This window comes from Pseudomonas sp. AN-1, assembly GCF_034057115.1.
Taxonomy (GTDB): Bacteria; Pseudomonadota; Gammaproteobacteria; order Pseudomonadales; family Pseudomonadaceae; genus Geopseudomonas.
Genome location: NZ_CP139195.1, coordinates 2,169,647 through 2,195,438, shown reverse-complemented (window position 1 = coordinate 2,195,438; position 25,792 = coordinate 2,169,647). Strand labels below are relative to the sequence as shown.

The 25,792-nt window shown below is 69.4% G+C and carries 28 protein-coding genes and 2 tRNA genes; 18 read left to right on the top strand and 12 right to left on the bottom strand.

All coding sequences use genetic code 11. The features are described from left to right. The first annotated feature begins 34 nt into the window (after positions 1-34). The 12 genes from SK095_RS10210 (at position 35) to SK095_RS10155 (ending at position 8,949) form a co-directional block, all read left to right on the top strand. On the top strand, positions 35-430 hold the full coding sequence (locus SK095_RS10210; protein WP_320548776.1) for a hypothetical protein: 396 nt from the start codon (positions 35-37) through the stop codon (positions 428-430). Further along, complete coding sequence (locus SK095_RS10205; protein ID WP_320548775.1) at positions 427-555, top strand: hypothetical protein; 129 nt, start codon at positions 427-429, stop codon at positions 553-555. The genes SK095_RS10210 and SK095_RS10205 overlap by 4 nt, the downstream gene beginning before the upstream one ends. Then, positions 549-887: a transglutaminase-like cysteine peptidase gene (locus SK095_RS10200; RefSeq protein WP_320548774.1), complete on the top strand. Its 339-nt coding sequence runs from the start codon at positions 549-551 to the stop codon at positions 885-887. The genes SK095_RS10205 and SK095_RS10200 overlap by 7 nt, the downstream gene beginning before the upstream one ends. Positions 888-899: 12 nt before the next feature. Further along, a complete protein-coding gene (locus tag SK095_RS10195; RefSeq protein WP_320548773.1) occupies positions 900-2,435 on the top strand; it encodes a phage tail protein in 1,536 nt (511 codons plus the stop codon). Between the two features lie 10 nt (positions 2,436-2,445). Next, on the top strand, positions 2,446-2,721 hold the full coding sequence (locus SK095_RS10190) for a phage tail protein (RefSeq protein WP_320548772.1): 276 nt from the start codon (positions 2,446-2,448) through the stop codon (positions 2,719-2,721). Between the two features lie 105 nt (positions 2,722-2,826). Beyond that, a complete protein-coding gene (locus SK095_RS10185; protein WP_320548771.1) occupies positions 2,827-3,999 on the top strand; it encodes a phage tail sheath protein in 1,173 nt (390 codons plus the stop codon). A 12-nt stretch (positions 4,000-4,011) separates the two neighbouring features. Then, positions 4,012-4,527, top strand: coding sequence for a phage major tail tube protein (locus SK095_RS10180; RefSeq protein WP_320548770.1), 516 nt, complete (start codon positions 4,012-4,014; stop codon positions 4,525-4,527). Between the two features lie 81 nt (positions 4,528-4,608). Continuing rightward, the gene (locus SK095_RS10175) at positions 4,609-4,905 is read left to right on the top strand and encodes a phage tail assembly protein (protein ID WP_320548769.1); all 297 of its coding nucleotides are present in this window, start codon (positions 4,609-4,611) and stop codon (positions 4,903-4,905) included. Positions 4,906-4,913: 8 nt separating this feature from the next. Next, positions 4,914-5,048 (top strand): GpE family phage tail protein, encoded by a 135-nt coding sequence (locus tag SK095_RS10170; protein WP_320548768.1) that lies wholly within the window; start codon positions 4,914-4,916, stop codon positions 5,046-5,048. Beyond that, on the top strand, positions 5,026-7,518 hold the full coding sequence (locus SK095_RS10165; RefSeq protein WP_320548767.1) for a phage tail tape measure protein: 2,493 nt from the start codon (positions 5,026-5,028) through the stop codon (positions 7,516-7,518). The genes SK095_RS10170 and SK095_RS10165 overlap by 23 nt, the downstream gene beginning before the upstream one ends. Before the next feature lie 19 nt (positions 7,519-7,537). Continuing rightward, positions 7,538-7,945 carry a phage tail protein gene (locus tag SK095_RS10160; RefSeq protein ID WP_320548766.1) on the top strand — a complete coding sequence of 136 codons (408 nt, stop codon included), beginning with the start codon at positions 7,538-7,540 and terminating at the stop codon, positions 7,943-7,945. After that, complete coding sequence (locus SK095_RS10155) at positions 7,942-8,949, top strand: phage late control D family protein (protein WP_320548765.1); 1,008 nt, start codon at positions 7,942-7,944, stop codon at positions 8,947-8,949. The genes SK095_RS10160 and SK095_RS10155 overlap by 4 nt, the downstream gene beginning before the upstream one ends. A 51-nt stretch (positions 8,950-9,000) precedes the next feature. Here SK095_RS10155 and SK095_RS10150 read toward each other — a convergent pair whose 3' ends face one another. The 4 genes from SK095_RS10150 to SK095_RS10135 form a co-directional block, all read right to left on the bottom strand. Next, a complete protein-coding gene (locus SK095_RS10150) occupies positions 9,001-9,300 on the bottom strand; it encodes an ogr/Delta-like zinc finger family protein (RefSeq protein ID WP_320548764.1) in 300 nt (99 codons plus the stop codon). A 311-nt stretch (positions 9,301-9,611) separates the two neighbouring features. Continuing rightward, the gene (locus SK095_RS10145; protein ID WP_136489439.1) at positions 9,612-10,154 is read right to left on the bottom strand and encodes a cytochrome b; all 543 of its coding nucleotides are present in this window, start codon (positions 10,152-10,154) and stop codon (positions 9,612-9,614) included. Between the two features lie 144 nt (positions 10,155-10,298). After that, a tRNA-Met gene (locus SK095_RS10140) sits at positions 10,299-10,375 on the bottom strand. A gap of 133 nt (positions 10,376-10,508) precedes the next feature. Next, positions 10,509-10,585 (bottom strand) — tRNA-Met (locus SK095_RS10135). Positions 10,586-10,803: 218 nt separating this feature from the next. Here SK095_RS10135 and dinB point away from each other — a divergent pair. Then, positions 10,804-11,856, top strand: coding sequence for a DNA polymerase IV (dinB, locus tag SK095_RS10130; protein WP_320548763.1), 1,053 nt, complete (start codon positions 10,804-10,806; stop codon positions 11,854-11,856). Position 11,857: 1 nt separating this feature from the next. Here dinB and SK095_RS10125 read toward each other — a convergent pair whose 3' ends face one another. From SK095_RS10125 to SK095_RS10110, 4 genes are read right to left on the bottom strand one after another with little or no spacing between them, the layout of a single operon-like run. Further along, entirely contained in the window at positions 11,858-12,262 is a 405-nt protein-coding gene (locus tag SK095_RS10125; protein ID WP_320548762.1) for an META domain-containing protein, read from the bottom strand. Then, positions 12,262-12,699, bottom strand: a complete 438-nt coding sequence (locus SK095_RS10120) for a hypothetical protein (protein WP_136489436.1) — start codon at positions 12,697-12,699, stop codon at positions 12,262-12,264. The genes SK095_RS10125 and SK095_RS10120 overlap by 1 nt, the downstream gene beginning before the upstream one ends. A 47-nt stretch (positions 12,700-12,746) precedes the next feature. Next, positions 12,747-13,733 carry a 2-hydroxyacid dehydrogenase gene (locus SK095_RS10115; protein ID WP_320548761.1) on the bottom strand — a complete coding sequence of 329 codons (987 nt, stop codon included), beginning with the start codon at positions 13,731-13,733 and terminating at the stop codon, positions 12,747-12,749. A 12-nt stretch (positions 13,734-13,745) separates the two neighbouring features. Next, positions 13,746-16,529, bottom strand: coding sequence for a response regulator (locus tag SK095_RS10110; RefSeq protein ID WP_320548760.1), 2,784 nt, complete (start codon positions 16,527-16,529; stop codon positions 13,746-13,748). 176 nt (positions 16,530-16,705) lie between these two features. On the opposite strand from SK095_RS10110, the gene cysM reads away from it, so the two are divergent. The 5 genes from cysM (at position 16,706) to SK095_RS10085 (ending at position 22,855) form a co-directional block, all read left to right on the top strand. Continuing rightward, the gene (gene cysM / locus SK095_RS10105) at positions 16,706-17,611 is read left to right on the top strand and encodes a cysteine synthase CysM (RefSeq protein WP_136489433.1); all 906 of its coding nucleotides are present in this window, start codon (positions 16,706-16,708) and stop codon (positions 17,609-17,611) included. 69 nt (positions 17,612-17,680) lie between these two features. Then, positions 17,681-19,045, top strand: a complete 1,365-nt coding sequence (gene rlmD, locus SK095_RS10100) for a 23S rRNA (uracil(1939)-C(5))-methyltransferase RlmD (RefSeq protein ID WP_320548759.1) — start codon at positions 17,681-17,683, stop codon at positions 19,043-19,045. Positions 19,046-19,145: 100 nt separating this feature from the next. After that, complete coding sequence (gene relA / locus SK095_RS10095; RefSeq protein ID WP_136489431.1) at positions 19,146-21,392, top strand: GTP diphosphokinase; 2,247 nt, start codon at positions 19,146-19,148, stop codon at positions 21,390-21,392. Between the two features lie 7 nt (positions 21,393-21,399). Further along, positions 21,400-22,233, top strand: a complete 834-nt coding sequence (gene mazG, locus SK095_RS10090; protein WP_320548887.1) for a nucleoside triphosphate pyrophosphohydrolase — start codon at positions 21,400-21,402, stop codon at positions 22,231-22,233. A 79-nt stretch (positions 22,234-22,312) separates the two neighbouring features. Continuing rightward, positions 22,313-22,855, top strand: coding sequence for a DUF2058 domain-containing protein (locus SK095_RS10085; protein ID WP_136489430.1), 543 nt, complete (start codon positions 22,313-22,315; stop codon positions 22,853-22,855). Positions 22,856-22,864: 9 nt separating this feature from the next. Here the strand turns inward: SK095_RS10085 and SK095_RS10080 are convergent, their stop codons facing one another. The 4 genes from SK095_RS10080 to purM form a co-directional block, all read right to left on the bottom strand. Further along, entirely contained in the window at positions 22,865-23,131 is a 267-nt protein-coding gene (locus SK095_RS10080) for a Rho-binding antiterminator (protein ID WP_320548758.1), read from the bottom strand. Positions 23,132-23,236: 105 nt separating this feature from the next. Then, positions 23,237-23,947, bottom strand: a complete 711-nt coding sequence (locus tag SK095_RS10075; RefSeq protein ID WP_136489428.1) for a DUF3108 domain-containing protein — start codon at positions 23,945-23,947, stop codon at positions 23,237-23,239. A 36-nt stretch (positions 23,948-23,983) separates the two neighbouring features. Next, entirely contained in the window at positions 23,984-24,649 is a 666-nt protein-coding gene (gene purN / locus SK095_RS10070) for a phosphoribosylglycinamide formyltransferase (protein ID WP_136489427.1), read from the bottom strand. Beyond that, on the bottom strand, positions 24,649-25,707 hold the full coding sequence (gene purM / locus SK095_RS10065) for a phosphoribosylformylglycinamidine cyclo-ligase (RefSeq protein WP_136489426.1): 1,059 nt from the start codon (positions 25,705-25,707) through the stop codon (positions 24,649-24,651). Before purM ends, purN begins: the two co-directional genes overlap by 1 nt. Positions 25,708-25,792 lie beyond the last annotated feature (85 nt).

Sequence of the window (25,792 nt, the reverse complement as noted above, 5' to 3'; positions counted from 1 at the left end):
GCTCCACGCCATTACTATTTTCGAGGAATGATCGATGCCGACCATCGTTTCCTGGAAGGCCGCCGCCGACCAATACACCGTCTACCGACTCAACGCCCCCGAGGGTGCGACCGAGCTGTGCACCCTGGATGGGGTGACCTATACCGCCCTGCCTGAAGGCGCCGAGCTGGGCGAGCAGCCAGAGCAGATCGCCGCCAGCGTCGAGGTGGTCACCCTGGACGAAGTGCTGCGCGAACGCATCTGCGCCGCTTCGCCGCATGTCGCGCTGATCCGCGCGCGCGTCGCCGACAAGATCGCCGAGCGCTACAGCATCACCGACGAGGTCAAGCTGCTGCGCACCGCGCCCAGCGCCGAGTTCGAGGCCTACAACGAGTACGCCGAGAGCTGCCGCCAGTGGGGCCGCGATCGCAAGGCGGAGCTGGGGCTGTGAGGCTCGCGGCCATCCTGCTGCTGGCCGCCATCGGCGGCTGCGCGGCCACCCCGTTCCAGCTGGGCGAGCCGGTACCGCCGCCGCCCGGCTGCATCGACCTGCGCGCACGAGGCGGCCAATGCTGAGCGCCCTGCAGCAGGTCCTCGACCTAGCTCACCGCGGCCACCGCTACGTCACCGACCGCGAGCTGCACGGTGTGCTCGAGCACTGGGATGTCGCCCTGATCGGCGACTGCGACAGCTTCGCGCTGTGGTGTCGGCAGGAGCTGTCCCAGCGTGGTATCGCCGCCGATCTGGTGCTGTGCCGCACCGAGACCGGCGAAGGCCACCTGGTCTGCAGCGTGCAGGGCCACATCCTCGACAACCGCCACAAATGGGTCATGCGCCGCGATGACCTGCCCTACACCTGGATCTCGCTGGGCGCCCCCGACGGCACCTGGCGCGCGATCACCGGATAACGAGCGCACACCATGGCCTTCTCGACCATCCACACCAAGTACGGCCTCACCGCCATGTCCCGCGCCGAGTCCACCGGCGTGCCGATCAACCTGACCCACATGGCCGTCGGCGACGGCAACGGCGCCCCGGTGACGCCTGACTGGGAGCAGACCCAGCTGGCTCGCGAGCGCTTCCGCGCCGCGGTCAGTCGCGTCTACCAGGACCCAGACGACCCGACCCGCTTCACCGTTGAGTTGGTGGTGCCGGCAACCGAGGGCGGCTGGGTCATGCGCGAGATCGGCGTGTTCGACGCCGCCGGGGCGCTGTTCGCAGTCGGCAACCTGCCGGAGACCTACAAGCCGCTGCCCGAGGAGGGCAGTTTCGGCGACGCCGTGCTGCGCCTGAGCTTCGTTGTCACCAACGCCAGCGTGGTCACCGTCATGGTCGACCCCAACGTCGCCGTGGCCAGTCAGGCGTGGATCATCAACAACATCACCGCCGCCACCCTAATCCCCGGCGGCACCGTCGGCCAGTTGCTCGGCAAGGCCAGCAACGCAGACGGCGACTACGAGTGGCAGGATCCGGACGCTATCAACGTCACCGTCGATACCATCGCCGAGAGGCAGCTGCTGGCAGCGGACCAGACCATCGTCGACCTCGCCGGCACCACCACCTACGGCCTGGCCGTGTACATCGACGGCCTGCGCATCGACCTGGGCAGCGGAGCAGGGGAGTGGCAGCCCGACGAGAGCCTGAGCACCCGTCTGCACCTTGGCCAGAGCTACCCGGCCGGAACCCGGATCACCCTGGTGCAGAACGAGCCGGCTGGCAGCGCCGGCGCGCCGCTGGAGCGCAGCAAGAACCTCAGCGACGTGCAGGACAAGGCCACCGCCCGCAGCAACCTGGACATCTTCAGCAAGGACGAAACACGGCAGATGGCCCCGCCGGGCATGGTCGCCCACTTCGCCCGCAGCACTGCCCCTGCGGGATGGCTCAAGGCCAACGGCGCCGCGGTCAGCCGCGAGGCCTACGCCGGGCTTTTCGCCGCCATCGGCACGACCTTCGGCACCGGCGACGGCTTCACCACCTTCAACCTGCCCGACCTGCGCGGCGAGTTCGTCCGCGGCTGGGACGATGGTCGGGGTGTGGATGGCGGTCGAGAGTTGGGGGCTGTGCAGTCCGGTGCGATCCAGAGCCACACCCATGCCGGCAGCTCTGCGGATGCCGGCAGTCACGCGCACAGCGGATCGGCGCAGCAGGGTGGGGCGCACAGCCACCAGGCGAGCAGTGGAGCGGCCGGCGCGCACTCGCACACGCTGCGAAACTACGACTACGGCGGATTCGGCTCCGGGCTGCTGACTGCGTCCGATGCTCCCGCGCAGACCATCAACACCAGCTCCGCCGGCGAGCACACTCACCCCATCTCCGTCGGCAATGCCGGCGACCACACCCACACCCTGTCGATCAACTCCGCCGGTACCCACAAGCACGCCGTCACTATCGACGCCGCCGGCGGCGCCGAAACCCGCCCGCGCAACGTCGCCCTGCTGGCCTGCATCAAGTTCTGAGGAGTGCCCCATGATCGCCTACCAGTTCGACCGCGCCGGCCTCTACCAAGGCGAGACACTCGCCGACGAGTCGCCCCTCGAGCCCGGCGTCTGGCTGCTGCCGGCGCGCTGCACGCTCAAGGCGCCGCCGGCCGAGATCCCCGACGACCGCTGGCCGCGCTGGAACGGCGTGGCCTGGGACCTGGTCAACCGCCCGCGGCCGTCGGCGCCGGCCGATGATGACCCGGTCGTCAAGCTGCAGCAGTTCCTCGCCGCAAACCCCGACGTGGCCGCGCTGCTCGGCTGATCGCTGCGCGTAGTTGTCGGCGCCGTCCTGACAACCGCAGCCGCTGGCCAGCCACGCGCGCGCGCGACACCCTGCGCAGGACTCAACCCTGCGCAGGATTCCCAGATGTCCGACATCTACCATCACGGCGTGCGCGTCCTCGAGATCAACGAGGGCAGCCGCCCGATCCGCACCGTGGCCACCGCCGTGATCGGCCTGGTCGCCACCGCCAGCGACGCCGACGCCACCGCATTCCCCCTCGACACCCCGGTGCTGATCACCGACGTGCTCACCGCCATCGGCAAGGCCGGCACCGAGGGAACCCTGGCCGCCGCGCTGGACGCCATCGCCGACCAGGCCAGTCCGGTGGTGGTCGTGGTGCGCGTCGCCGAAGGCCTCGACGAGGCTGCCACCACCACCAACGTCATCGGCACCGTCACCGCCGGCGGGCAGAAGACCGGCATGCAGGCCCTGCTCGCCGCCGAGGCGCAGATCGGCGTCAAGCCGCGCATCCTCGGCTGCCCGGGCATCGACACCCAGGCCGTCACCACCGCCTTGGTCACCATCGCCCAGAAGCTGCGGGCCTTCATCTACGCCAGCGCCTGGGACTGCGCGACCGTACAGGAGGCCATGGCCTACCGCCTCAACTTCAGCGCCCGCGAGCTGATGCTGATCTGGCCCGACTTCGTGTCCTGGGACACCGTCACCAGCAGCAACCAGACCGCCCACGCCGTGGCCCGCGCCATGGGCCTGCGCGCCAAGATCGACCAGCAGGTGGGCTGGCACAAGACGCTCAGCAACGTCGGCGTCAACGGCGTCACCGGCCTCTCCAAGGACGTGTTCTTCGACCTGCAGTCGCCCGACACCGATGCCGGCCTGCTCAACGCCGCCGAGGTCACCACCCTGGTGCGGCAGAACGGCTTCCGCTTCTGGGGCTCGCGTACCTGCAGCGATGACCCGCTGTTCGCCTTCGAGAACTACACCCGCACCGCCCAGGTGCTGGCCGACACCATCGCCGAGGCGCACATGTGGGCGGTGGACAAGCCCATGCACCCCAGCCTGGTGCGCGACATCCTGGAAGGCATCAACGCCAAGTTCCGCGAGTTCAAGGCGCTGGGCTACATCGTCGACGGCCAGGCCTGGTACGACGAGGCGCTCAACGACAAGGACACCCTCAAGGCCGGCAGGCTGCGCATCAGCTACGACTACTGCCCGGTGCCGCCGCTCGAGGACCTGACCTTCCGCCAGCACATCACCGACAGCTACCTGGTGGACTTCGCCAGCCGCATCAACGCCTGATAGGAGCGCGCCATGGCACTGCCCCGCAAACTGAAGAACATGAACCTGTTCAACGACGGCAACAGCTACCTCGGGCTGTCCAAGACCGTCACCCTGCCCGTGCTCGGCCGCAAGATGGAGAGCTACCGCGGCGGCGGCATGAACGGCCCGGTGAAGATCGACCACGGCATGAGCGACGACGGCATCCAGCTGGAGTGGACCCTCGGCGGCCTCGACCTGACCGTGCTGCACCAGTACGGCATCCCCCGCGCCGACGGCGTGCTGCTGCGCTGGGCCGGCGCCTGCCAGCAGGACGACACCGGCGAGGTGGTACCCGTCGAAGTCGTGGTGCGCGGCCGTCACGAAGAGATCGACATGGGCGACGCCGAGCCCGGCGAAGACACCGAGCACTCCATCACCACCACCTGCACCTACTACAAGCTGAGCGTCAACGGCGTCACCGTAATCGAGATCGACCTGCTCAACATGGTCGAGATCGTCGGCGGCGAAGACCGCCTCGCCCAGCAGCGCGCGGCCATCGGGCTGTAACTACGCACCTGCGGAGCAGCTCCATAGGTTCGGAGCTGCTCCTCACATAGCCCGCCACCTCCGCACATCCAGGAGCACCCCATGAGCCGTACCGAAACCGTCATCCTCGACAACCCGATCGCCCGTGGCGAGCAGACCATCGCCGAGATCGTCGTGCGCAAGCCCGACTCCGGCAGCCTGCGCGGCACCTCGCTCAACGACCTGCTGACCATGGACGTCAACGCCCTGATCATCGTGCTGCCGCGCATCACTTCGCCGGCGCTCACCGCCATCGAGCTGCGCCGCATGGAGCCCGAAGACCTGCTGCAGCTCGGCCAGGTGGTGTCCGGTTTTTTGCTGCCGAAGTCGGTGAGGGTGGAAGCCTCCCGCGACGAGTAGAGGACGCCATGGCGGACATCGCCCTGGTATTCCACTGGGGGCCGGCGGACATGGAGCCGCTGAGCCTCACCGAACTGGCCGAGTGGCGCGAGCGCGCCCGCGAGCGATGGGAGCTGATGCATGGCGCGCGATCTAAAACTTGAGGTGCTGCTGAGCGCGGTGGACAAGATCACCGCGCCACTGCGCAACATCACCCGCGGCAGCAGCGCCACCGCCCAGGCGCTGAAGGCCAGCCGCGACCAGCTCAAGCAGCTGCAGGCGCAACAGCGCGACATCTCCAGCTTCCGCACGCTCAAGACCGCGACCCAGCAGACCGAGGCGGCCATGGCCGCCAGCCAGGCCAAGGTGCGCGAGCTGGCTCAGGCCATGGCCGCGACATCCACGCCAACCAAGGCCATGGCGGCCGACTTCAAGCGCGCCCAGCGCGAGGCCCAGGCGCTCAAGCAGAAGCACGGCGAGCAGCAGCGCGAGCTGCAGGAGCTGCGCGGCAAGCTCTCCGCTGCCGGCATCAGCACGCGCAACCTCGGCGAGCACGAGCGCGCCCTGCGCCAAAGGGTTGCCGAAACCAGCGGCGCCATAGACCGCCAGACCGCGAGCCTCAAGCGCGCAACCAAGCAGCAGGAGCTGCTGGCCAAGGCCAAGGAGCAATACGAGCGCACCCAGGGTGTGGCCGGCAGCATGGCCGGCAGCGGTGCCGCAGGCCTGGCCACCGGTACCGGCATCCTCTACGGCGCTGCGCGCATGGCCGCGCCGCAGGTCGCCGCCGAGCAGCAGGGCGCGCTGATCGCCGCGCAGGGCGGCAAGGGCGCTGCCGAGGCGGCTCAGTACGCCAAGGTCATCCGCGACATCCGCGCCGCCGGCATCGGCGAAGACATGGCCGCGGTCGGCAATGCCGTGGCCGCCGTCAACAGCACCCTGCAGACCTTCGGCGCCGTCAGCGCCGCCGAGCTGGACAGCGCGACGCGCAAGGCCATCAACCTCGCCACCGCCATGGGCGGCGACGTGGCCGAACACGCGCAGATGGCCGGCATCCTCATGCAGAACGGCCTGGCCAAGAACAGCGACCAGGCTTTCGACCTGATCACCGCCGGCATGCAGAAGGTCTCCGCGCAGATGCGCGGCGAGCTGCCGGAGATCATCCACGAGTACAGCACCCACTTCCGCGGCATGGGCTTCAGCGGCCAGGAGGCCATGAACCTGCTGGTCGCCATGGCCAAGCAGGGCAAGTTCGCCCTGGACAAGACCGGCGACGCCATCAAGGAGTTCTCGATCCGCGGATCGGACATGTCCAAGAAGAGCGTCGAGGCCTACGAGGCGATCGGCCTCAACGCCGAGAAGATGTCCTCGGCCATCGCCGGCGGCGGCGATGGCGCGCGCAAGGCCCTGCAGCAGACCGCCAAGGGCCTGCTGGCGATCAAGGACCCGGCCGAGCGGGCCAACACCGCCATCGCCCTGTTCGGCACCCCGGTCGAGGATCTCGCCGTCGACCAGATCCCAGCCTTCCTGCAGGCGCTCAGCGGCTCGACCGACAACCTTGGCAACGTCGCCGGCGCCGCTGACCAGCTCGGCAAGACCCTCAACGACAACCTGGCCGGCGACCTGTCGAGCCTCTCCGGCGCCTGGGGCGAGCTCAACGCCACCCTGACCGACGGCCACAGCTCGGCCCTGCGCCAGGTGACCAAGGGACTCACCGAGACGATCGGCAGCGTACGCGCCTGGGCTCAGGCCAACCCGGCGCTGGCCAGCGGCCTGGTCAAGCTGGCCGTCGGCTTCGGCATGCTGGTCGCCGCCGGTGGCGCGCTGACCCTGGTGCTCGCCAGCGTGCTCGGCCCGTTCGCCATGGTGCGCTATGGCCTGGCGATGATCGGCATCAAGACCCTGCCGCTGATCAGCCTGATCCCCAAGGTCATGCTGGCCGTGAAGGCACTCGGCGGCGCGCTGTGGGCGCTGGCGGCCAACCCGGTGGTGCTGACCATCGCCGCCATCGCCGCCGGCGCGTACCTGCTGTGGCGCAACTGGGGCACCCTCGGCCCGAAGTTCGCGGCGCTGTGGGCTGGGATCAAGGCCACCTTCGAGCAAACCATGGGCTGGTTCGCCACCCTGCCGACGCGCTTCTTCCAGTTCGGCGCCGACATCCTCACCGGCCTGGCCAACGGCATCACCAGCGCGCTGGGCAGCGTCAAGACCGCAGTCACCGGCGCCGGCGAGCAGACCATCGGCTGGTTCAAGGAGAAGCTCGGCATCCACAGCCCGTCGCGCGTGTTCGCCGAGCTGGGCGGCTACACCATGCAGGGCCTCGACCAGGGCCTGACAGCCGGGCAGGCCGGGCCGCTCAAGACCATCGCCGGCATGGGCAAGCAGCTCGCCGCCGCCGGCGCGCTGAGCGTGGGCATGGGCGCCGGTAGCGCCCTGGCGATCGACAACCGTCCGCCGTTGGCAGCAGCCGGGCAGGGCGGTGGGCAGATCGTCGTCCAGGGCGACACCATCACCATCCAGATCAGTGGCGCCGGAGGGCAGAGCGACGCCCTGGCCCGGGAGATCAACCGCATCCTCGACGAGCGCGAACGGGGCAAGGCCGCACGGGTCCGCTCGCTGCTGGGCGACCGGGACTGATCAACCAGGAGCACCGACCATGATGATGTGCCTCGGCCAGTTCGTGTTTTCCCTCAGCACCCTGGCCTACCAGGACTTCCAGCGGCAGACCCAGTGGCGCCACCCCAGCAACAGTCGGGTGGGCGCCAGGCCGGCGCGGCAGTTCGCCGGCCCTGGCGACGACACCATCACCCTGCAGGGCCTGCTCGCCCCCGAGCTGACCGGCAGCATCGAGAGCCTCGACAAGCTGCGCGAGATGGCCGACACCGGCTCGGCCTGGCCGTTGGTGGAGGGCACCGGGCGGGTCTACGGCCTGTACGCGATCGAGGGGCTCAACGAGGGCCGCACGCTGTTCTTCCAGGACGGCGCCGCCCGCCGCATTGAGTTCACCGTCAACCTTGTGCGCGTCGACGACGATCGCGTCGACCGCATGGGCACCCTCGCATGAGCGGCTACAGCCACCCGGCGCCGCGCTACCGCATCAGCCTCGGCGGCGCCGACATCACCGACCGCCTGCGCGGCCGCCTGATCAGCCTGACCCTCACCGACAACCGCGGCACCGAGGCCGACCAGCTCGACCTGGTGCTCAACGACCACGACGGCCTGCTCGACATCCCGCGCCACGGCGCCAAGCTGCACGTGGCCATCGGCTGGAGCGACACCGGCTTGGTCGACAAGGGCCTGTTCACCGTCGACGAGACGGTGCACAGCGGCACGCCCGACCAGCTCACCATCCGCGCCCGCAGCGCCGACCTGCGCGACGGCCTGGCCGCCAAGAAGGAGCGCAGCTGGCACGCCACCACCCTGGGCGCCATCGCCGAAAGCATCGCCGCCAGCCACGGCCTCACCCCCAGCATCGCCGAGGGCCTGGCCGGCATCGCCATCGCCCACGTCGACCAGAGCAACGAGAGCGACCTCAACCTGCTGACCCGCCTGGCCAAGCAGCACGACGCCATCGCCACCATCAAGGCCGACCGCCTGCTGCTGCTCAAGGCCGGCAGCGCCAAGACCGGCAGCGGCAAGGCCATGCCGCACCTGGTGCTCACCCGCGCCGACGGCGACAGCCACAGCTACCAGGTGGCCGACCGCGACAGCTACAGCGGCGTGATCGCCCGATTCCACGCCTTCGAGGCCGCGCAGACCGGTGAGGTGACGGTGGGCGAGAGCAGCAACGCCAAGCGACTGCGCCACATCCACCCCAGCAAGGCCGAGGCCGAGGCCGCCGCCAAGGCCGAGTGGCAACGCATCCAGCGCGGCAACGCCACCCTGACATACACCCTGGCCCGCGGCCGCCCCGACCTGCTGCCCGAGTGCACTTTCAGCCTGCTCGGCATCAAGCCGCAGATCGCCGCCGTGCGCTGGCTGGGCGTGAAGGTGACGCACCAGATGAGCGACAGCGGGTACACCACCGGCATCGAGGCGGAGAGCAAGTTGTCGGAGAGTGGGGACTGAGGAAACGACAAGGGCGCCCGAAGGCGCCCTTGCTGTATCTGGTGGATGCCGTCACGCCTCGAGCGCGTCGACCAGATCGAGTTGTCCAGATGGGCTGGATCCGAAGTAGGAGCGATGCGCCTCCCGGCGCTGCTGCTGGCTGGCGATCCTGACCTGAGCTGTGAGGTCTGGCCGGTGGACCGACGACAGCGTGAGCACATGATCAATCTCGAAGCGGTAGGCCGCGGAGAAGCCGCAGGCCTCGTTCTGACAACGCACATAGGAGCGGTGCATGAAATCGTGCAACTGCTCACTGGCGCGGATCTTCAGCTGGCCGCCACAGTACGGGCACCGGTTGCGGAACTTGGCCATGTCATCCTCCCTGGCTGCTCAAATCGCTTCAAGACTGGAAGGTTATACAGTAACACGGCGCGTCCGCTGGTTCAGCGGGGAGGTGGTGGTTTTCTGAGAATTTGTTTAGATCAGAATTCGCTGGGGCAACCGAGACTTACGAAGCCGACTTTGGGGGTGGAGCTGGACATGCAGGCTGACCTCTGGGTGACGCCGCGCGGGCGCTTGATCAAAAAGTGCGCAATTCTAGCGGTGCCGGGCGCGCTTGGCCAGTGCTGCAGGGAGGAACGCAGGCCCCGCGACAGTGCGGGCGGGGCCTGCTGCGGAGGATTTCAGTCGCGGCCCGGCAGCATGCGGGTCAGGGTGTTGTCGCGGCTGACATAGTGGTGGAACAGGCCGGCAGCGGCGTGCAGGGCGATCAGCCAGTAGCCCGCCTGGCCGCCGAACTCGTGCAGTTCCTCGATGTTTTCCGCCAGGCTGTGGTTCTGCGGCACCAGCATGGGCAGCTCGATGCCGAAGAAGGGCGCCGGCTTGCCCTCGGCGTTGAGCAGCAGCCAGCCCAGCAGCGGCATGCCGATCATCAGGGCGTAGAGGGCGAGGTGCATCAGGTGGGCCATGCCGGTCTGCCAGGCCGGCGGTGCCGGCTGGATCGCCGGCGTCCTGCCCGCCAGGCGGCCGAGCAGGCGCAGCCAGACCAGGGCGAAGATGCACAGGCCGAGGACGAAGTGCCAGTACTTGAGGCCTTCGCGGATGTCGCTGCCCTTGGGGAAGTTGCCCTTGAGTTCGATGCAGGCATAGACCGCCGCGATCAGCAGCAGCATGACCCAGTGCAGGGCGATGGACAGGGGACTGTAGCGTGAGGGGGAAGAGGCCATGCTGACTCCGGACAGGCGATTCGAATCGATGCCGGTAGTCTAGGGCGCCAACCTTAAGCCAAGCTGAGGGGGGGGGGAGGGGGCGGCTGTGCTTTTCGCGCCGCAACGAAAAAGGCCATTCCGGAGAATGGCCTTTTCGAGATTTGGTTGCGGGGGCAGGATTTGAACCTACGACCTTCGGGTTATGAGCCCGACGAGCTACCAGACTGCTCCACCCCGCGTCTGATGTCGGCCATTCTACTCGCAAATGGCTGGCAGTCAACCAATAGTTTTTCTGAATCAATGGCTTGCCGCGAAAAACGGCTGCGGGCAGAAACGAAAAAGGCCATTCCGGAGAATGGCCTTTTCGAGATTTGGTTGCGGGGGCAGGATTTGAACCTACGACCTTCGGGTTATGAGCCCGACGAGCTACCAGACTGCTCCACCCCGCGTCTGTGGTTGGCGATTCTACGCAAAAGCGCCGCGGTGTCAAGCGCCATCTTGAAAAACGTTTGCCGGATCAAGCAGTTATGCGCCAGGACAGAGCGCCTGGCAGCCACCAGGCCCGTCCGGCGCGGCCGCCAGAGGGCTGCGCCCTTTGCTGGCGCCAGGCGTTACACTGGCGGTCCGCCTGTATCGTTCCGGAGTCCGGCCTCTGCCGTCCCGCGCCGTGCGCAAGATCATCCACATCGACTGCGACTGCTTCTTCGCCGCCATCGAGATGCGCGACGACCCGCGTCTGGCCGGCCGGCCGATGGCGGTGGGCGGTGCGCCGGACCGCCGCGGGGTGATCGCCACCTGCAACTACGAGGCGCGCGCCTTCGGCGTGCACTCGGCGATGGCCTCGCGCCAGGCGCTGGCGCTGTGCCCGCAGCTGCTGATCGTGCGGCCGCGCTTCGAGGCCTACAAGGCGGCCTCGCGGCAGATCCACGTCATCCTGCAGGACTACACCGAGCTGATCGAGCCGCTGTCGCTGGACGAGGCCTACCTCGACGTTTCCGACTCGGCGCATTTCTCCGGCAGCGCCACGCGCATCGCCCAGGACATCCGCCGGCGGGTGCGCGAGCAGCTGGACATCACCGTATCGGCCGGGGTGGCGCCGAACAAGTTCCTCGCCAAGATCGCCAGCGACTGGCACAAGCCCGACGGCCTGTGCGTGATCACGCCGCAGGAGGTCGATGCCTTCGTCGCCGCGTTGCCGGTGGCGCGCCTGCACGGAGTGGGCAAGGTCACCGCCGAGCGTCTGGCGCGGCTCGGTATCCAGCGCTGCAGCGACCTGCGCGAGTGGCAGCGGCTGGCGCTGGTGCGCGAGTTCGGCAGCTTCGGCGAGCGCCTGTGGCAGCTGGCCCGTGGCATCGACGAGCGCCCGGTACGGGTCGAGCGGCGCCGGCAGACGCTGAGCGTCGAGCACACCTTCGATCGCGACCTGCCGGACCTGGCCGCCTGCGTGGCCGAGCTGCCGGCGCTGCTCGAGCAACTGGAGCACCGCCTGGCGCGCCTGGACAGCGGTTACCGGGCGGACAAGCCGCTGGTCAAGCTGAAGTTCCACGACTTCACCCAGACCACCCTGGAGCAGGCCGGCGCCGGGCGCGATGGCGGCAGCTACCAGCGTCTGCTGGCGGCAGCCTTCGCCCGCGGCGGCAGGCCGGTGCGGCTGATCGGCGTGGGCGTGCGCCTGGTCGACCTGCGCGAGGGGGGCGAGCAGCTGGTGCTGTTCGAATAGCTCAGCCTTCGTCCGGCCACAGGCGGATCGGCTTGCCCTGTTCCGGCCACAGGCGCAGCTGCTCGAGCGGCGAGATGTCCCAGCGGCGCACCTGCTGCAACGCCCGGAAGAAGCGCGCTTCCTGCTCCATCAGGCTCGGCGAGCAGAGCTTGCGGGTGCTGCCGACCTGGCTGAAGCGCAGGATCTCGCCTTCCAGGCCGTAGCCGGCGAACCAGTGGTTGCAGCCGCCGGTGCCGTAGGCGCGGTCGTCGGCGCCGAAGGTGATGGTCAGGTGGCTGCCCTCGAGCAGCGGGCGCTCGTCGATCCACTCGACGCGGTAGGTGCGCTCCTGCTCCAGGGCCGGTGGCGTGGCGGCGCAGCCGGCGAGCGCGGCGGCTGCGGCGAGCAAGACGGTACGCGGCAACATCAGGCCTCCTTGGCGCTGCACTGCGGACAGAGATGGCGGCCGGCGCGGTTGGCCCAGCCCAGTTCGGCAAGGCGCGCCTCGGCTGCCGGAGCGCGGGCCTTGTCGCCCAGCGCGCCGTCGACGGCGAACTCGAGGTCGAGCTGCACGCCGCAGCCGTCGCAGGCCACCTGCCAGGTGTGGATGTTCAGCTCGCGGAACGCCGGGCCGCGGGCCACCGCCAGCCACTGGCCGGGCGGGGTGATCAGGTGGCGGACCTTTTCCACGGCGAGGCGCATGGACAGGTCGCGGCTGCCCTTGAGGGTCACCAGCAGGATGTCGCCGACCTTGATCGAGCCGCCGTTGCCGGTGACCTGATAGCGGCCGGGCGCCAGCGCGCGGCACTCGGTGAGGGTGTGTTGCGGGTTGAGCAGGGTGTAGCGGAAATCGTGTTCGGTCATGGAGCCTCCGGGCAAGGCGGGCATGCTAGCACGCTGTCCGTGACGGTTCAGGCCTGCACCAGGTTGCTCGGCCGTCCGGCCTGCCAGGCGACGACGTTGTCCAGGGTGGTGCCGGCGATCGCCGCCAGCGCCTCGCGGGTGAGGAAGGCCTGGTGGGCGGTGACTATCACGTTGGGGAAGGTCAGCAGGCGCGCCAGCACGTCGTCCTGCAGCGGCTGGTCGGAGCGGTCCTCGAAGAACAGGTCGGCCTCTTCCTCGTAGACGTCCAGGCCCAGGTAGCCGAGCTGGCCGCTCTTCAGCGCGCCGATCAGCGCCGGGGTGTCGACCAGGGCGCCGCGCCCGGTGTTGATCAGCATGGCGCCGTGCTTCATCCGCGCCAGGCTGTGGCGGTCGATCAGGTGGCGGGTGGCGGCGGTCAGCGGGCAGTGCAGGCTGAGGATGTCGCTGCTCGCCAGCAGTTCGTCGAGCGCCGCGTAGCGCGCGCCGAGGGCGACCAGACCGGCGTCGGGCTGCGGGTCGAACAGCCGCACCTGACAACCGAAGCCCAGCATGATGCGGGCGAACACCGCACCGATCTGGCCTGTGCCGACCACCCCGACGGTCTTGCCGTGCAGGTCGAAGCCGGTCAGGCCGTGCAGGGAGAAATCGCCCTCGCGGGTGCGGTTGAAGGCGCGGTGCAGGCGTCGGTTGAGCGCCAGCACCAGCGCCACGGCATGTTCGGCCACCGCGTGCGGCGAGTAGGCTGGCACGCGCACCACCGGCAGGCCGAGGCGTGCGGCGGCGTGCAGGTCGACGTGGTTGTAGCCGGCCGAGCGCAGGGCGATCAGCCGTGTGCCGGCCTGCGCCAGCCGCTCCAGCACTGGCGCGGACAGGTCGTCGTTGACGAAGGCGCAGACCACCGTGCTGCCGGCGGCCAGGGCGGCGGTGTCGACGTCTAGGCGCGCGTCGAGGAAGTGCAGGTCGAAGCCGCCGGCGTTGGCGGCGGCGAAGCTGTCGCGGTCGTAGGACTTGCTGCTGAACAGGGTGATGCGCACGGGGACTCCTCGTTACGACGCCGTATCCGGGGCGGGGCGGGCGGCCTGTTCGGCCAGGCGGGTGATGGCGGCATCCAGCTCGTCGAGGGCGACGCTGGCCGGGGCGTTCTGCTTGAGCAGGCTCTCGCTGCGCTGGCAGGCGGCGCGCAGCTGCGGCACGCCGCAGTAGCGCGTGGCGCCGTGCAGGCGGTGGATGCGCTCGAGCAGCGCAGTGGTGTCGTTGGCAGCGCGCGCCTGGCGGATCGCCGCCTGGTCGGACTCCAGCGAGTCGAGCAGCATGGCCAGCATGTCGGCGGCCAGCTCGGCCTTGCCGGCGGCCAGACGCAGGCCCTCCTCGGGATCGAGCACGCGCAGCTCCGGGGCGGCACTGCCGCGCTCGGGCAGGTGGCTGGCCGCCGGCTCGCTGCCACGCAGCGACAGGCCGGTCCACTTGAGCACCACCTGGGCCAGTTGGCGCTCGCTGATCGGCTTGGTCAGGTAGTCGTCCATGCCGCACTGCAGCAGGGCGCGCTTCTCGCTGGCCAGGGCGTGGGCGGTCAGGGCGACGATCGGCAGGGGCGACTGGCGCTGCTCGAGCTCCCACTGGCGGATCGCCTCGGTGGTCTCGCGGCCGTTCATGCCGGGCATCTGCACGTCCATGAACACCAGGTCGAAGTTGTCCTGCTGCACCGCGCACAGTGCGGCGTAGCCGTTGTCGACGGCGGTGACCTGGGCGCCCATGTCGCCGAGCAGGGTCTTGACCAGCATCAGGTTGGCCGGGTTGTCGTCGACGCACAGCAGGCGCGGCGCGCGGCTGGCGCCGGTGGCGTGGTTGCCGCCGCTCGGTTCGCTGCGCTGCGCGCGCGGGCTGAGCATGTCGATCAGGGTGCGCTGCAGCTTGCGCGTGCACACCGGCTTGGCCTGCAACTGGCCGTGGTCGGCCGGCAGGCTGGCGTGATACAGCATCAGCTCGGTGGTCGGGCACAGCAGCAGGCTCTGGCAGCCCTGCTGGTTGAGCTCCCACAGCTGGCGGCTGAGGCGCTCGGGCGGATGCTCGCTGGTGTCGATGCCGATCAGGGCGATGGCCAGCGGCGCGCTGCCGTGCTGGCGCAGGGCCGCCTCCTCGATCAGCGCGTCGAGGTTGCCGAACTCGATCACCTGCAGGCCGCAGTCCTCGAGCTGGTGGCGCAGCGACTGGCGGGCCAGTTCGTGGCTTTCCAGCAGCGCGGCGCAGCGTCCGCCGAGCAGGGCGCGCGGCAGTTCGTCGCTTTCCTCGGCGGCCTTGGGCAGGTCGAGCAGCAGCCAGAACTCGGCGCCATGGCCGCTCTCGCTGGTCACGCCGATCTCGCCGCCCATCTGTTCGATCAGGCGCTTGGAGATCACCAGGCCGAGGCCGGTGCCGCCGGCCTGTCGCGAACTGGAGTTGTCGACCTGGTTGAACGGCTGGAACAGGCTGCGCTGCTCGGCCTCGGACAGGCCGACGCCGCTGTCCTGCACGCTGATGCGCAGGTGGGCGCGGTCGCCGAGGTCCTCCTCGAGCATGGCGCGCACCACGATGCTGCCGCTGCGGGTGAACTTGATGGCATTGCTGACCAGGTTGGTGATCACCTGCTTGAGGCGCAGCGGGTCGCCGACCAGCGCCTGCGGCGTGTCGCGGTAGATCAGGCTGACCAGTTCGAGGCGCTTTTCGTGGGCGGCGGGGGCGAGGATGGTGAGGACGTCCTGGATCAGGTCGCGCAGGTTGAACGGCACCTGTTCGAGGAGCAGCTTGCCGGCCTCGATCTTCGAGAAGTCGAGGATCTCGTTGATGATCGCCAGCAGGTTGTCGGCGGACTTCTCGATGGTCGCCAGGTGGTCCTGCTGGCGGCTGTCCAGGCCACTCTTGCGCAGCAGGTTGGTGAAGCCGAGGATGCCGTTGAGCGGGGTGCGGATCTCGTGGCTCATGTTGGCGAGGAACTCGGACTTCATGCGATTGGCCTCCACCGCCTCCTTGCGCGCCAGGTTGAGTTCGATGTTCTGCACCTCGATGTTTTCCAGGGTGCTGCGCAGGTCCTCGGTGGCCTGCTCGACGCTCTGCTGCAGCTCGTCGTGGGCGCTCTCCAGCGCCTCGGCCATGCGGTTGATGCCGGCGGCCAGCTCGTTCAGCTCGCGGCTGTCGAGGCTCGGCAGGCGGGTGTGCAGCTGGCCGTCGCGGATCTGCGCCACGCCCTGGCTGATCTGCGCCAGCGGCTGGTTGATCGAGCGGCTCAGGCGCAGGCCGAGCAGGGCACTCAGGCCCAGGGTGGTGAGGGTCAGCAGCAGGCTGGCGAGCAGGCTGCGGTAGCTCTGCAGCAGGGTGTTCTGGTGCGACAGCTCGACCTCGATCCAGCCGAGCAGGTTGTCGTCCTCGTTCTGCGGCGCCTGCCCGCCGAGCTGGCGGTGGTGGCCGTAGACCGGCAGGCGGAAGCGCGTGGCGCTGAGGCTGCGTGCCTGGCTGAGCAGCCCGGGCTGCGCCGCGGGAGGCTCGCCGCGCATGCGCGGGCCGGCGTGGGCCAGGGGTCTGCCCTCGGCGTCGAGCAGGCTGATGGCGCGTACGTCGCTCTGTTCGAGGCTGCGGGTCGCCAGGCGCTCGAGCAGCTGCCGGTCGCCGGCGGCCAGCGGACGGGCGCTGAGCGGTGCCAGGTGTTCGGCCAGCAGTTGGCCGCGGTCGTCGAGCTGGTGCTGCATCTGCGCCAGCTGGGTGTAGGTGAAGTAGCTGCCGAGCACCAGCGCCAGCAGGCTGGTGGGCAGCAGGGACAGCAGCAGGATGCGGCCCTTGATCCCGAGTTTGTCGAACACGCAGATTCTCCGCTGCACTACTGGGTTGGCGGCAGTGTAGCGCCTCGCCAGAGGTCGGCAAGCGCGCGAACCTTATATCGTGAGGTTATAAGGTTCGATCGTGCCGTGTTATCGGCCCGCCCGGTTTGCCGTTATCATAGCGCTCCCCCTGGCCGCTGCGATGACCGAGCGCTTCCATGACCGTGCAGTATCCCACCATCGCCGACTGCGTCGGCAACACTCCGCTGGTGCGCCTGCAGCGCCTGCCGGGCCCGACCACGAACACCCTCCTGGTCAAGCTGGAGGGCAACAACCCGGCCGGCTCGGTGAAGGACCGTCCGGCGCTGTCGATGATCACCCGCGCCGAGCTGCGCGGCGACATCCAGCCCGGCGACACCCTGATCGAGGCCACCTCCGGCAACACCGGCATCGCCCTGGCGATGGCAGCGGCGATCAAGGGCTACCGGATGGTGCTGATCATGCCGGACAACATGAGCGCCGAGCGCAAGGCGGCGATGACCGCCTACGGCGCCGAGCTGGTGCTGGTCAGCAAGGCCGAGGGCATGGAGGGCGCCCGCGACCTGGCGCTGAGGATGCAGACCGAGGGCCGCGGCAAGGTGCTCGACCAGTTCGGCAACCTCGACAACCCGCAGGCCCACTACGAGAGCACCGGCCCGGAGATCTGGCGGCAGACCCAGGGCAGCATCACCCACTTCATCAGCTCGATGGGCACCACCGGCACCATCATGGGCGTGTCGCGCTATCTCAAGGAGCAGAACCCGGCGGTGCAGATCGTCGGCCTGCAGCCGCAGGAGGGCTCGGCCATCCCCGGCATCCGCCGCTGGCCGCAGGAGTACCTGCCGAAGATCTTCGACGCCAGCCGCGTCGACCGGGTGATCGACATGGCGCAGGGCGAGGCCGAGGACACCATGCGTCGTCTGGCGCGCGAGGAAGGCATCTTCTGCGGCGTGTCCTCGGGCGGCGCGGTGGCGGCCATGCTGCGCCTGTCGCGCGAGGTGGAGAACGCGGTGATGGTGGCGATCATCTGCGACCGCGGCGACCGCTACCTGTCCACCGGCGTCTACGACGAGCCGCAGGCCTGAGCCCGCGGTCGAGCACGCTTTCCCTGCGGTGCGCCCGGCGCACCCTACACTGAATCTGCAGGTCGCCTGATGGCCAAACGCAATACCGGGCTGCGCTTCCAGCCGAGCGGCGGCGCACGCGCCGCACAACTGCCGGTCGGCAAGAAGCAACGCCTCTGCATCGAACGCCTGGCCCACGACGGCCGCGGCATCGCCCACGAGGGCGGCCGCACCTGGTTCGTCGCCGGGGCCCTGGCCGGGGAAACGGTCGAGGCCCGCGTGCTGGCCGCGCGCAGCCAGGTGGTGGACGCGCGGGTCGAGCGGCTGCTCGAGCCCAGCGCCCTGCGCCGCGAGCCGCCCTGTCCGCTGGCGGGACGCTGCGGCGGTTGCACCCTGCAGCACCTGCCGCACGCCGAGCAGCTGGCGCTCAAGCAGCGCACCCTGGCCGAGCAGCTGCAGCGTCTGGCCGGTCTGGCGCCCGAGGAGTGGGCGCCGCCGCTGGTCGGGCCGGAGTTCGGCTACCGGCGCCGCGCGCGCCTGGCGGTGCGCTGGGATGCCAAGGGCCGGCGGCTGGAGGTCGGCTTCCGCGCCGCGGCAAGTCAGGCGATAGTCGATCTGGACCGCTGCGCGGTACTGGTACAGGCTTTGCAATCGCTGCTCGCCGAACTGCCGGCGGTGCTGCGCGGCCTGCGCAAGCCGCAGGCCATCGGCCACGCCGAGCTGTTCCAGGGCACCGCCAGTGCGCTGCTGGTGCGCCACACCCAGCCGCTGGCGGAGGAGGATCGCGCCGCGCTGCGTGCCTTTTGCGCCGCGCACGGCGCCCAGCTGTGGTGGCAGGGCGAGGGCGAGCCGCAGGCGGACGAGCCGACGCAGGAGCTGGGCTATCGGCTGGAGGGCGAGGAGCTGACCCTGGCCTGGCGGCCGGGCGACTTCGTCCAGGTCAACGCCCCGGTCAACGAGGCGATGCTCGCCCAGGCCATGGCCTGGCTGGCGCCGCAGGCTGACGAGCGGGTGCTCGACCTGTTCTGCGGCCTGGGCAACTTCGCCCTGCCGCTGGCCCGGCGCGCCGCCGAGGTGGTGGGGGTGGAAGGCGTGCAGGCGATGGTCGAGCGGGCCGCGGCGAATGCCGCGGCCAATGGCCTGGGCAATGCGCACTTTTTCCGCGCCGACCTGTCCCAGCCGCTGGGCCAGGCGGGCTGGGCGCGTGGCGGTTTCGCCGCGGTGCTGCTGGACCCGCCGCGTGACGGCGCGGCGGCGGTGGTCGGCCAGCTGCGTGCCCTGGGCGCGCGGCGCGTGCTCTACGTGTCGTGCAACCCGGCCACGCTGGCGCGCGACGCGGCAGCGCTGGCGCAGCAGGGCTATCGCCTGAAGCGCGCCGGCATCCTCGACATGTTCCCGCAGACGGCGCATGTGGAGGCGATGGCATTGTTCGAGGCGGACGCCGAGCGTCCGTAGGCGCACCGGTCCGCAGAAGGCCGGCGCAGGCAGGACCCGCGGAGGCGGGCCCTTGACCGGGCACGGCTGTTCCGTGCCCTGGCAGGAAAGGTGAAAGACGATGGTACAGGTAAGAGCGCAACAGCCGGTCAACACCGACGGCAGCATCAACCTCGAGGCCTGGCTGGATCACATCCTCGATGTCGACCCGGCCCTCGATCGCGACAGCCTGCGCAAGGCCTGCGAGTTCGCCCGCGAGGTCGAGCAGCAGGCGATCGCCGCGCAGAACATCTGGGCCGAGGGCATGTCGAGCTTCCGTACCGGCCTTGAGATCGCCGAGATCCTCGCCGACCTCAAGCTCGACCAGGAGTCGCTGGTCGCCGCCGTGCTCTACCGTGCGGTGCGCGAGGGCAAGACCAGCCTGGAGGCGGTCGGCCAGCGCTTCGGCGCCCAGGTCGCCAAGCTGATCGAGGGCGTGCTGCGCATGGCCGCGATCAGTGCCAGTCTCAATCCGCGCCAGTCCATGGTGCTCGGCGCCCAGGCGCAGGTGGAGAACCTGCGCAAGATGCTGGTGGCGATGATCGACGACGTGCGCGTGGCGCTGATCAAGCTGGCCGAGCGCACCTGTGCCATCCGTGCGGTGAAGAACGCCCCCGACGACAAGCGCTACCGGGTGGCCCGCGAGGTGTTCGACATCTATGCGCCGCTGGCCCATCGCCTGGGCATCGGCCACATCAAGTGGGAACTCGAGGACCTGTCGTTCCGCTACCTCGAGCCCGAGCAGTACAAGCAGATCGCCAAGCTGCTGCATGAGCGCCGTCTCGATCGCGAGCAGTACATCAACAGCGTGATGAGCCAGTTGCGCGAGGAACTCGACGCCACCGGCATCGAGGCCGACATCAGCGGCCGGGTCAAGCACATCTATTCGATCTGGCGCAAGATGCAGCGCAAGGGCCTGGAGTTCAGCCAGATCTACGACGTGCGCGCCGTGCGCATCCTGGTGCCCGAGGTGCGCGACTGCTACACCGCCCTCGGCATCGTGCACACCCTGTGGCGGCACATTCCCAAGGAGTTCGACGACTACATCGCCAACCCCAAGGAGAACGGCTACCGCTCGCTGCACACCGCGGTGATCGGCCCCGAGGGCAAGGTGCTGGAGGTGCAGATCCGCACCCACGCCATGCACGAGGAGGCCGAGCTGGGCGTGTGCGCCCACTGGCTGTACAAGGGCACCGACGTCAACTCCGGCTCCAGCCACTACGAGGAGAAGATCGCCTGGCTGCGCCAGGTGCTCGAATGGCACGAGGAGCTGGGCGACATCGGCGGCCTGGCGGAGCAGCTGCGCGTCGACATCGAGCCCGACCGCGTCTACGTGTTCACTCCCGACGGCCACGCCATCGACCTGCCGACCGGCGCCACGCCGCTGGACTTCGCCTACCGGGTGCACACCGAGATCGGCCACAACTGCCGCGGCGCCAAGGTCAACGGGCGCATCGTGCCGCTCACCTACAGCCTGCAGACCGGCGAGCAGGTGGAGATCATCACCGGCAAGCACGGTGCGCCGAGCCGCGACTGGCTCAACCCCAACCTCGGCTACGTGACCACCTCGCGGGCGCGGGCGAAGATCGTCCACTGGTTCAAGACCCAGGCACGCGACCAGAACGTGATCGCCGGCAAGAACTACCTGGAGCGCGAGCTGGTGCGCCTGGCGCTGACCGCGGTCGATCCCGAGCGCCTCGCCGAGAAATGCAACCTGAAGACCGCCGAGGACCTCTACGCCGCCCTCGGCGCCGGCGACCTGCGCCTGTCGCAGGTGGTCAACGCCGCCCAGCAGCTGGTCGAGCCCGAGCGCAGCTTCGAGGTGGTCGACCTGATCGGCCGCCGTGGCCCCAGTGGCCCGCGCGGCGGACGCGACGAGATCCAGATCCTCGGCGTCGGCAACCTGCTCACCCAGATGGCCGGCTGCTGCCAGCCGGTGCCGGGTGAGCCGATCGTCGGCTACATCACCCAGGGCCGCGGGGTGAGCATCCACCGCCAGGACTGCCCGAGCGCCCTGCAGCTGCGCGAGCGCGAGCCCGAGCGGATCATCCAGGTCAGCTGGGGCCAGGCGCCGGCCAAGACCTACCCGGTGGACATCCAGATCCGCGCCTACGACCGCTCCGGTCTGCTGCGCGACGTGTCGCAGATGCTGCTCAACGAGAAGATCAACGTGCTGGCGGTCAACACCCAGTCGGACAAGAGCGACAACACCGCCAACATGCGCCTGACCATCGAGATTCCCGGCATGGAGGCGCTGGGCCGCCTGCTGGCGCGCATCTCGCAGCTGCCCAACATCATCGAAGCGCGGCGCAGCCGCTCGGGGGCCTGAGATGGACATGTACCGGCTGGACGACCTGCTGCACCTGATGGCCCGCCTGCGCGACCCGCAATACGGCTGCCCCTGGGACCTCAAGCAGGACTACGCCAGCATCGTGCCGCACACCCTGGAGGAGGCCTACGAGGTGGCCGATGCCATCGAGCGCGGCGACTTCGCCCACCTGCCGGGCGAGCTGGGCGACCTGCTGTTCCAGGTGATCTACTACAGCCAGCTGGGCCGCGAGGAGGGGCGCTTCGACTTCGCCCGGGTGGTCGACGGCATCACCCGCAAGCTGATCCGCCGCCATCCCCACGTGTTCCCCGACGGCGACCTGTACGGCGCCCCCGACCTGCCCAGGCTCGCCGAGGCGGCGATCCGGCAGCGCTGGGAGGAGATCAAGGCCGAGGAGCGCGCCGAGCAGGCGGCCGCGCCGGAGCAGCTGTCGCTGCTCGACGACATCCCCCAGGCGCTGCCGGCGCTGTCGCGGGCGGCCAAGCTGCAGAAGCGCGCCGCCCAGGTCGGCTTCGACTGGCCGGCGCCGCTGCCGGTGCTGGACAAGCTGCAGGAGGAGCTCGACGAGGTGCTCGAGGCGATGGCCGAGGGCGACCAGGTGCACATCGCCGAGGAGGTCGGCGACCTGCTGTTCGTCGCGGTCAACCTGGCCCGCCATCTCAAGGTCGAGCCGGAGGCGGCGCTGCGCGCGGCCAACCGCAAGTTCGAGCGCCGCTTCCGGTTCATCGAGCAGGCCTTGCGCGCCGCCGGCAAGGCCATGGATGATTGCCCCCTCGAAGAGCTGGACGCCCTGTGGGGCGAGGCCAAGCGCCAGGAGCGGGAAGGCCCGGCCTGCGGCTAGCCGCTCCCGCGCTCCATTCGCGACGGCGCGCCCGGGTGGCGTGCCGTCCCTGTCAGATTCCCCGGCAACAAGGTAAGTCATGAGTCTTTCCCTACGCGACCAGCTGCTCAAGGCGGGTCTGGTCAACGAGAAGCAGGCCAAGCAGGCGGCCAAGCAGAAGCAGAAGCAGCAGCGTCTGGAGCACAAGGGCCAGGCGGAGAAGGACGACTCGCAGCGCGAGGCGGCACTCAAGGCGCAGGCCGAGAAGCTGGCCCGCGACCAGGAGCTGAACCGCCAGCAGCAGGAGAAGGCGCAGAAGAAGGCGCTGGCAGCCCAGGTCAGGCAACTGATCGAGGGCAGCCGCCTGCCGCGACTGGATGGCGACGACTACTACAACTTCGTCGACGACAAGAAGGTCAAGCGCATCGCGGTCAACCCGATGCTGCGCGACAAGCTCAGCCGCGGCACCCTGGCCATCGTGCGTCTGGAAGGCAAGTACGAGCTGATCCCGCGCGAGGCGGCGCTCAAGGTGCAGGAGCGCGAGCCGCAGCGCATCGTCCTGCTCAACGTCGCCAGCGAGGTGCCGGACGCCGAGGACGATCCGTACAAGGATTACGTGATCCCCGACGACCTGATGTGGTGATCTTGCGCGTCAGGACTGCAGTTCGATGCGCCCGAAGCGTGCGCCGGGCGTCAGCGACGTGATGGCGCGCAGGCGGTCCTGGCGCAGCTGGCGGGTGGCCCCGGCCACCTGCACCAGCAGCACTTCCTCCTTGTTCGGCAGGGTGCGGGTGTCCAGTGCGCGCCCTTCCAGCCAGCTGCCGTCGGTCAGCTCGATGCGCAGGCGGTAGCCGTACAGGCAGGCGATCTCCAGGTAGTCGTGGCGGTCGCAGGCCAGCGGCCGGTAGCTGTCGGACATGATGGCGGCCTCGCGGCAGGATGGTTTCTGCCAGCATACGCGCGCGCTCCGCACAGCAAAACGCCCGGCATGGACCGGGCGTTTTGCTGTGCGGGGACGAGGGCTTCAGCTGCCCTTGACGGCGCGGCCGTCGACCGTGCCCTGCTTGAGCATGATCTGGTATTCCTTGCCGTCCTTCTCCACCTGGTGCAGGCGCACCAGCAGGTGGCCCCAGTCCCTGGCGAACCACAGCACCGTCTTGCGGTTGGACTTGGTGGGGTCGCGCACCCGCTCGACCTTGAGGGCGGTGATCTGGCCGGCCTCGGTCTGCACCTGCTCCTCGCCGAGCACGCGGAAGTCGTAGGTCTCGATCTCGTCGCCGTCGAGCACCTGGTAGCTCATGCTCTTCTTGCCGGCGGCGACGTCTTCCTGCAGGGCCAGCTGGTAGGTGGACTTGTCGAGCAGGCCGCTCTTGAGTACCAGTTTCACCGGATGATCGCGGTCGTGGCCGGTGACCATCTTGGCCTGCCAGTCGAAGTCGTGGGCGATGCTCTTGCTCTTGCCCAGGCCGCTGCGTTCGAAACGGTAGCTGAGCGGCACGAAGCGCTGCTTGTCGTAGCGGAAGCGGCTTTCCTCGCTCAGTCCGGCCACCAGCATCGAGGCCTTGAACTGCAGGGTCCAGCTGCCGTCGGCGGCCTTCGCCAGGTGGCGCTCGGCGCTGCCGCTGACCGGCACCTGTTGCCAGTCGGCGGTGTACTGGGCGCTGAAGGGTTCCAGGGCCAGGGCGGCGGTGGGCAGGCCGCAGAGGGCCAGGGCAAGCGTGAGCGCGCGGCGCATGACGATCTCCTTGATGGCGGATGCTTGCCCGCTGCCTCAGTGCGGCAGCGGCAAGTCGCGTATCTGCTGGCCGCTGGCCGGCAGGGGGGTGCCGTCCAGTTCGGCGCCCTGGTGGCCGAGACGCAGGCGCCCCTCGGCGAACCAGCGCACGGCCAGCGGATAGATGTGATGCTCGCCGATCTGCACGCGCTTGGCCAGCCGCTCGGGGCTATCGCCTGCCTGCACCGGCACCACGGCCTGTACGACCAGCGGTCCGCCGTCGAGTTCCTCGGTGACGAAGTGCACGCTGCAGCCATGCTCGGCATCCCCGGCCTCCAGCGCGCGCTGGTGGGTGTGCAGGCCCTTGTACCTGGGCAGCAGCGAGGGATGGATGTTGAGCAGGCGGCCGGCATAGTGGCGCACGAAGCCCGGGGAAAGGATGCGCATGAAGCCGGCCAGCACCACCAGGTCGGGCTGGTGGGCGTCGATGGCCTCGATCAGTGCGGCATCGAAGGCCTCGCGGCCTTCGAACGCCTTGTGGTCCAGCACGGCGGTGGCGATCCCGGCGTTCTGCGCGCGGACCAGGCCGTAGGCATCGGCGCGGTTGGAGATCACCGCACCGATGCGGGCCGGGATGCCGCCTTCGGCGATGCCGTCGATCAGCGCCTGCAGGTTGCTGCCGGAGCCGGAGATCAGCACCACCACGTTGCAGGTGTTGCCCATCAGTGCGCCTTCAGGTTGTTCAGCACCACGCGCTCGGCGTCTTCGCCGCAGGCGGCGATGCTGCCGATCACCCACGGGGCTTCGCCCGCGGTGCGCAGGCTGGCCAGGGCGGTGTCGACCTGCTCCTGCGCCACGCAGATGACCATGCCGACGCCGCAGTTGAGCACGCGGTGCATCTCGTGCTCGTCGACGTTGCCCTTCTCCTGCAGCCAGTCGAACACCGCCGGACGGGTCCAGCTGGCCACGTCGATCACCGCCTGGGCGCCTTCCGGCAGCACGCGGGGGATGTTGTCGAGCAGGCCGCCACCGGTGATGTGGGCCATGGCCTTGACCGCGCCGGTGTCCCTGATCAGCTGGAGCAGCGGCTTGACGTAGATGCGGGTCGGCGCCATCAGCAGGTCGGCCAGCTTGGAGCCGTCCAGCTCGGTGGCCTCGATGTCGGTGCCGGACACCTCGAGGATCTTGCGGATCAGCGAGTAGCCGTTGGAGTGCGGGCCGGAGGAGGGCAGGGCGATCAGCGCGTCGCCGGTCTGCACCTTCGAGCCGTCGATGATCTCGCTCTTCTCCACCACGCCGACGCAGAAGCCGGCCAGGTCGTAGTCCTCGCCCTCGTACATGCCGGGCATCTCGGCGGTCTCGCCGCCGACCAGCGAGCAGCCGGCCAGTTCGCAGCCGGCGCCGATGCCGGTGACCACGGTGGCGGCCACGTCGACGTTGAGCTTGCCGGTGGCGTAGTAGTCGAGGAAGAACAGCGGCTCGGCGCCGCACACCACCAGGTCGTTGACGCACATGGCGACCAGGTCCTGGCCGATGCTGTCGTGCTTGTTCAGGTTCAGCGCCAGGCGCAGCTTGGTGCCGACGCCGTCGGTGCCGGACACCAGCACCGGCTGCTTGTAGCCGGCGGGGATCTCGCACAGGGCGCCGAAGCCGCCCAGCCCGCCCATCACTTCCGGGCGCGCGGTGCGCTTGGCCACGCCTTTGATGCGTTCGACCAGGGCTTCGCCGGCGTCGATGTCTACACCGGCGTCCTTGTAGCTGATGGAGGGTTGCTTGCTCATGAATGCGGGCCTTTGCGGGAAGTGCGGGAAAGCGCGCGATTCTAGCATCCTTGCCCGGGAGCGGCCATCACGGGCGGTTGCCGCC